This window comes from Salinicola sp., from assembly GCF_982684285.1.
Genome location: NZ_CEXLVS010000133.1, coordinates 1 through 6,432 on the forward strand (window position 1 = coordinate 1; position 6,432 = coordinate 6,432).

At 64.6% G+C, this 6,432-nt stretch carries 8 protein-coding genes; 1 reads left to right on the forward strand and 7 read right to left on the reverse strand.

The window, feature by feature from the left end:
- Positions 1 to 264: 264 nt before the first annotated feature.
- From AC3AYF_RS12485 to dksA, 3 genes are all read right to left on the reverse strand, one after another.
- Positions 265 to 528, reverse strand: coding sequence for a hypothetical protein (locus AC3AYF_RS12485; RefSeq protein WP_295039989.1), 264 nt, complete (start codon positions 526 to 528; stop codon positions 265 to 267).
- Between the two features lie 444 nt (positions 529 to 972).
- Positions 973 to 1,875, reverse strand: a complete 903-nt coding sequence (gene gluQRS, locus AC3AYF_RS12490; protein ID WP_295039986.1) for a tRNA glutamyl-Q(34) synthetase GluQRS — start codon at positions 1,873 to 1,875, stop codon at positions 973 to 975.
- A 113-nt stretch (positions 1,876 to 1,988) separates the two neighbouring features.
- Entirely contained in the window at positions 1,989 to 2,426 is a 438-nt protein-coding gene (dksA, locus tag AC3AYF_RS12495; protein WP_149437079.1) for an RNA polymerase-binding protein DksA, read from the reverse strand.
- A gap of 272 nt (positions 2,427 to 2,698) precedes the next feature.
- Between dksA and sfsA the strand changes: the two genes are divergently transcribed.
- Entirely contained in the window at positions 2,699 to 3,460 is a 762-nt protein-coding gene (sfsA, locus tag AC3AYF_RS12500; RefSeq protein WP_487779804.1) for a DNA/RNA nuclease SfsA, read from the forward strand.
- Here sfsA and metW read toward each other — a convergent pair.
- The 4 genes from metW to AC3AYF_RS12520 all read right to left on the reverse strand — a co-directional run.
- Entirely contained in the window at positions 3,457 to 4,053 is a 597-nt protein-coding gene (metW, locus tag AC3AYF_RS12505) for a methionine biosynthesis protein MetW (protein ID WP_295039981.1), read from the reverse strand. The genes sfsA and metW overlap by 4 nt on opposite strands.
- The gene (metX, locus tag AC3AYF_RS12510; RefSeq protein WP_295039979.1) at positions 4,053 to 5,210 is read right to left on the reverse strand and encodes a homoserine O-succinyltransferase MetX; all 1,158 of its coding nucleotides are present in this window, start codon (positions 5,208 to 5,210) and stop codon (positions 4,053 to 4,055) included. The genes metW and metX overlap by 1 nt, the downstream gene beginning before the upstream one ends.
- A gap of 160 nt (positions 5,211 to 5,370) precedes the next feature.
- The gene (locus AC3AYF_RS12515; protein WP_110601313.1) at positions 5,371 to 5,961 is read right to left on the reverse strand and encodes a YggT family protein; all 591 of its coding nucleotides are present in this window, start codon (positions 5,959 to 5,961) and stop codon (positions 5,371 to 5,373) included.
- Between the two features lie 41 nt (positions 5,962 to 6,002).
- The coding region (locus AC3AYF_RS12520; protein WP_487779805.1) for a pyrroline-5-carboxylate reductase family protein at positions 6,003 to 6,432 on the reverse strand (430 nt) is incomplete at its 5' end.

Sequence of the window (6,432 nt, forward strand, 5' to 3'; positions counted from 1 at the left end):
CTTCGCCATGGGGGATCATGCCGGGGTGGGCCGTGCCGACATCTGCCGTGACCTCATTCCACGAGGGGACGAGCAGGGTCGAAAGGCACAGTAAAAGGGGAGACCCGATGGGCCTCCCCCTGCAAGGATGCTTCGCAACGTCCATGCCGCTTCTTCTTGTTCGTGATGGCGCATCGCCTTGAATACGCACCACAGTCGCTGAACGAGCGTGCAGTCACTGGCTTGTCGTTATCAGCCATGCTGTGTGTAGCGACCACCTCGTATTCAAAACAATAATCCAACCACGACAGGCAATGCCCTTTCCCGGTTGTTGTCGTTGTTCCGGGAAGTCTCCAGATCACGAGGAGGCTTGTTGTTGTTGCCTCGTTGGTGAATAGCGTCGCGTCCTGATTTTGCGTCGGCTCGAGAACGATTGTTGTTGTTCGTGTCCTCGTTCGCCCTTGGCCAGTGTTGTTGTTGGGGGCCGATGGCGATTTGCCTTCCTAGGTTGAGTGCCGCCTTGTTGTTGTTGTCGGCGTTGGGAGTCATTCCGATCCGTCTGTTGTTATTGGGCTTGATCGGATACCCGCTGTTATTTTTCTTGTTTTAGTTACAGCACGTGCCGTGCCACTCCTTGTTTTTTTTAATGAAATCAACTTCTTGCGAATTCTTCTCCATGCTGGCCATCGTATGGCGACGTCCATGGGGGAATCCAGATGGTTCATAAGGGGGCATCTGCTGCGCGTCATGCGTAATTGTGGTGCGCCCCTTCTGCGCAATGGCGACAGGGTGGCGCAAAACGGCGCGAGTTTCGCTTAGACAATAGTCTTCAATCGAAGGAAGAAGCCGTTTTGGCGGCGCTGAGCGACACGCGTCGACCGCCAGGCAGGGGGCGACGAGGAGCTCTGTACAGGGGGTTTGCGTAAGGGGGCGCGTAGGGGTTTTGCATGGGGCTTCGTATCGGGGCTGTGTATCGGAGCTGTGTATCGGGGCTCACTCCGGCCGTCGACCCGGGATCGCGGTCATCAGGTCGGGGGACCAGTGCTCGAGAGCGTGTGCCAACTGAGTGGATACCTCAGCCTGGCGCAGCGCGGAGGATGGCGCCTGCCCCAGCAGTTTCAGCGCCTGATGGAGTACCGGGCGGGCCAGAGCGCCATCGTGGGGAATGGCGGCCGCGAGATTCTGCTTGGACAGCTTCTGGCCATCCTCGCCCAGGATCAGTGGCAGGTGGAGATAGCGCGGCTCGGGATAGCCCAGTGCGACCTGGAGCTGTCGCTGCCAGGGGGTATTGTCGAGCAGGTCGAAGCCGCGAACCACATCGGTGATGCCCTGCTCCGCGTCGTCGACCACCACCGCGAGTTGATAGGCCCAGAGGCCATCCTTGCGCCTGATGACCACGTCGCCCTGGAAGGTCGGGTCCAGGCATTGGCGTCCGAACAGGCGATCTTGCCAGCACACCGGCTGGATGCCCTTGTCGGTCCTCAGTCGCCAGGCCTGGGGGCGCCCGGGGTGAAGCGAGCCATGGCGGCACCAGCCGGGGTAATGGCCATGCTGCTGCCACTCGCGTCGCGAGCAGCCACAGGGGTAGGCCATCCGGTCAGCGACCAGGCGGTCCAGCGCCGCCTGATAGGCGGCTCCGCGGGCGCTCTGATGGCGGATCTCCCCGTCCCACTCCAGGCCGAACGCTTCCAACTGACGGCGGATCCGGTCGACGGCGCCTGGAGGGCAGCGTGGCGGGTCGATGTCCTCGATGCGCAGTAGCCATCGACCGCCGGCTGCTCTGGCATCCAGCCAACTGCCCAGCGCCGCCACCAGGGAGCCCAGGTGGAGCGGGCCGGAGGGCGTGGGCGCGAAACGGCCGATATAGCCCGAGGCAGAGGGTGGCGCAGTGGTCATGAGGCGGCTCGTGACGTGGGACATGGCAGTGCCGGATGACGCGAGGATAGCGCGAAACGCAAGACGGGCACCGCTGGAGGTGCCCGTCACACATCTATGGCAACCGAGGCCGTTCAGCCGCCGAGCTGCTTCTCCTTGAGCTCGGCCAGCGTCTTGCAGTCGACGCAGAGCGTCGCCGTGGGGCGAGCCTCGAGGCGGCGAATGCCGATCTCGACACCACAGGCCTCGCAGAAGCCGTAGTCTTCCTCGTCGATCTTCTCGATCGTTTCATTGATCTTCTTGAGCAGCTTGCGCTCGCGATCGCGCGTGCGTAGTTCCAGGCTGAATCCCTCTTCCTGCGTGGCGCGATCAGCGGGGTCTGCGAAGTTGTTGGCTTCTTCCTGCAAGTGGCGAACCGTACGGTCGACCTCTTCCATCAGATCCTGTTTCCAGCCCAGAAGGATCTCACGGAAATGCGCAAGTTGTTTGTCATTCATATACTCTTCACCCGGCGCCGGCTGGTACGGGGTGAATTGACTGGGCGCTTCCGTTTTCTTTTCCGCTACTGGCATGGGGGCTGCCTCGTTACGCAAGTGTCGTGACGCGTGTGATCTGGCCGAGTATCGGCCGGGGGCAGCGTCTGCCACTGCCCGAAGCCATGCTTATTTAGCGAAAAAGTTGCCGCTTTGCAACCGAATGGGCGCTTTATTTTTCTCATCCCCGGTTAGTGAAACCCGGGGAATCGGGCTGGCATCCGCCGGGTGGGCGATGCCGCGACTGTCGTCTCTCTGGACCGAATCTCTCCTGGCACTCGTCTTTCTGGCTTTCTGGATATCAGTACTCCATGAACTATCCCGCTCTTCTCCCTGGCACGCTGTTGAGGCGCTACAAGCGTTTCCTGGCCGATGTCGAGCTCGACGACGGCCGCGAGGTCATCGCGCACTGTCCGAATACCGGCTCGATGCGCGCCGTCAATGTCCCCGGTTGCCGTGTCTGGGTGTCGCCGAGCACCAATCCCGCCCGCAAGTTGTCCTGGACCTGGGAGCTGATCGAACTGCCCGACGGGGCGGGTGGCGTCGACCTCGTGTCGGTGCACACCGGGCGTGCCAATGCGCTGGTCGAGGAGGCGCTGCGCGGCGGTCTCGTGCCGGAGCTCGCCGGCTTCGCCGAGCGCAAGCGAGAGGCCGGCGTCGAGGGGGCCAGGCTCGATTTCCGCTTGGGAGATGCACAGGGGCGCGACACCTTCGTCGAGGTCAAGCAGGTGACGCTCAAGGAGAGCGACGGACATGGCTATTTTCCCGATTCGGTCAGCGAGCGTGGACGCCGTCATCTCGAGGTGCTGGCCGAGCTGGTTGCCCAGGGCCACCGCGGGGTGCTGCTGTTCTGCGCGGCGCACACCGGTATCGACGACGTGGCGCCGGCGGCGCATCTCGATCCCGCGTACGCACGCACGCTCCAGGCGGTCGCCGAGCGTGGCGTCGAGGTGCTGGCCTACGGTTGCCGGCTGGCGTGGATGCAGGGGCGGCCCGCGGCGGTGATGCTGGATCGCCGCCTGGCCGTGAATCTCGAACGGCGCTGGCAACCCGCTGGCGGCGAGTCGCGTTAACGCCCGCGCCGGACCCGGAAGATCGCTGTCTCGCCGAACAGGTTGGGCCAGAGCCTCGATGACCAGTGTCCCTCGTGTTCGGCGCTGCCGACGGCCTCGTCGACGATGGTGACGCCCTTGTCGCGGCACAGGTTGGCGAAGTCCCGGAACGTCGACAGGTGGATGTTGGGCGTGTCGTACCAGGCGTGGGGCAGGGAGCGCGAGACCGGCATGCGACCACGGAGCGTCAGGTGGAGCCGGTGCTTCCAGTAAGCGAAGTTGGGGAAGGCGATGATGCACTCCGGGGCCACCCGCAGCATTTCGTCCAGCATGGCGTCCGGGCGGCGCAGGACCTGCAGCGCCTGGGTCATGATCACCAGGTCGCAGGCATCGTCCACGAAATTGCCCAGGCCGTCGTCGAGATTCTGCTCGAGCACGTTGACGCCTTTGGTCAGGCACGCCGAAATCCCTTCCGGATCGATCTCGAGGCCGTAGCCGGTGACGTTCTTGTGGCGCGCCAGCGCCGCCAGCAGCGTGCCGTCGCCGCAGCCCAGGTCGAGGATGCGGGCATCTTCGGGCACCCAGTCGTAGATCAGTTCGAGATCCGCGCGCATCAGTTCGTCCCTCCGTTGAGCTCGGCATCGATGCGCCGCATGAAGCTGCCGAAGACCGACTCGTACTGGTCGTTGGGCAGCAGGAAGGCGTCGTGCCCGTGGGGGGAGTCGACGTTGACGTAGCTGACCGCCTTGCCGGCTCGCAGCAGGGCGTTGACCAGTTCCCGCGAGCGGGCCGGGGCGAAACGCCAGTCGGTAGTGAAGCTGACGACCAGAAAAGGGCATGCTGCCGGCGCCAGCGCGGCTGCCAGGTCGCCGTCGTGCTGTCCCGCGGGGTCGAAGTAGTCCAGCGCCTTGGTCATCAACAGGTAGGTGTTGGCATCGAAGCGGGTCGAGAAGGTATCACCCTGGTGGCGCAGGTAGGACTCCACCTGGAACTCGACGTCGTAGCCGAAATTCAGCTGGTCGCTGCGCAGGTCGCGGCCGAAGCGCGAGCCCATCGAGTGCTCGGACAGGTAGGTGATGTGGCCGATCATCCTGGCCAGCTTCAGGCCCAGCTTGGGAATCGCGCCGTGGTCGGCGTACCAGCCGTCGTGGAAATCGGGGTCCGAACGGATCGCCTGGCGGGCCACTTCGTTGAAGGCGATGTTCTGCGCCGACAGTCGCGGGGTCGCGGCGATCACCGCCACGTTGGCGACGCGCTCCGGATAGGCGATCGCCCACTGCATCGCCTGCATGCCTCCGAGGCTGCCACCCACCACGGCGGCGAAGCGTTCGATGCCGAGCCGGTCGGCCAGGCGTGCCTGGCTGTGGACCCAGTCCGCCACCGTCATGACCGGAAACGTGGGACCCCACTGGCGGCCGGTTTGCGGATCGACGCTGCTAGGGCCGGTGCTGCCGTGGCAACCGCCGAGGTTGTTGAGCGAGACGACGAAGAAGCGGTCGGTATCGATCACCTTGCCGGGGCCGATGTAGGCGTCCCACCAGCCGGGCTTGAGCTCGTCGGCGCCGTGGAAGCCCGCGGCATGGTGATGGCCGGAGAGGGCGTGACAGATCAGGACCGCGTTGCTGTGCTCGGCATTGAGCGTGCCGTAGGTCTCGTAGACCAGCTCGAAGCGTTCGAGGGTCTTGCCGCAGGCCAGGGCCAGCGGCGACTCGAATGTCGCGGTCTGCGGTGTGACCAGGCCGACGGAGTCGGACGGAAAGGAAGCGGACATGAAGCGGGATAGTCTCCAGGTTCAGCGAGGGCACGTGGCCGATTGACACCGGTGGGTGCCCGGACGCCGCCAGCCGCCGCTCGTCGACGATCCGAGACCTGCTGCTGGCGCGGACCGTGATAGAGCATGCGGGACTGGCGGCGGAGGCGGCCGGCGTGGCTCAGAAGCCGACCAGGGCGCCCGGCAGGCCGGCGGCACGGGCCAACGAGCCGACGACGACGCTATCGAGCAGATTGATGGCGATGAACACCACGATCGGCGATAGGTCGATCATGCCCAGCGGCGGTATCACGCGGCGCACCGGGGCCATGATCGGCTCGACGATCTGCATCACCAGCAGTGCACCCGGATGACTGGCGCGGGGTGCCACCCAGCTCAGGATGATCATGATGATCAGGGCGAAGAAGTAGATCTTGAGAATCGCGTTGAGCACGCCTGCGATCCCCGCCAGCAGCAGGCCCTGCAGCGGAGGCATGCCGAAACCCGCAATCTGGAAGATGGCGGTGATCACGATCACCTTGAGCAGGAAACCCACGAACAGCGTGGCGATGTCGATACGCCCGACGGGCCGCAGGATCTTCTGAACCGGCGCGACCACCGGCTGGGTCGCCTTGACGATCCCCTGGCTCATCGGGTTGTAGTAGTCCGCCTGCGAGAATTGCAGCAAAAAGCGCAGCATCAGCACAAACAGATAGATGTTGACCAGCGTGTTGACCAGCATCAGGCCGGCGCTTCCAAGATTACTGCCCATTACGTTCTCCTAGTGATTCGGCGGATTCCATTCCGGCTCGTTCAGTTCTGACCCAGCTCGCTCGACAGCTCCCGGGCGCGCTCCGCGCAGGCGTGGGTCGCGCGGCTCACGATCTCGGCCAGACCTGCCTCCTCGAACGTGTGGATCGCGCGCTCGGTGGTGCCGTTGGGGGAGGTGACACGCCGACGCAGCTCGGCGGGGTCGAATTCGCTCTCCCGCGCCATCTTGGCGGCGCCGAAGGCGGTCTGCAATGCCAGTCGGCGGGCGCTCTCGGGCGCCAGGCCCAACGCTATCCCGGCGGCCTCCAGCGACTCCATGAACAGGAAGAAGTAGGCCGGGCCGCTGCCGGAGATGGCAGTCACAGCCTCGATCTGGGCTTCGTCCTCCACCCACTCGACCAGACCCACCGACTCCAGCAGGTCGGTCGCGAGTTGGCGTTCGGCGGCGCTGACGCGGTCGTTGGCGTACAGG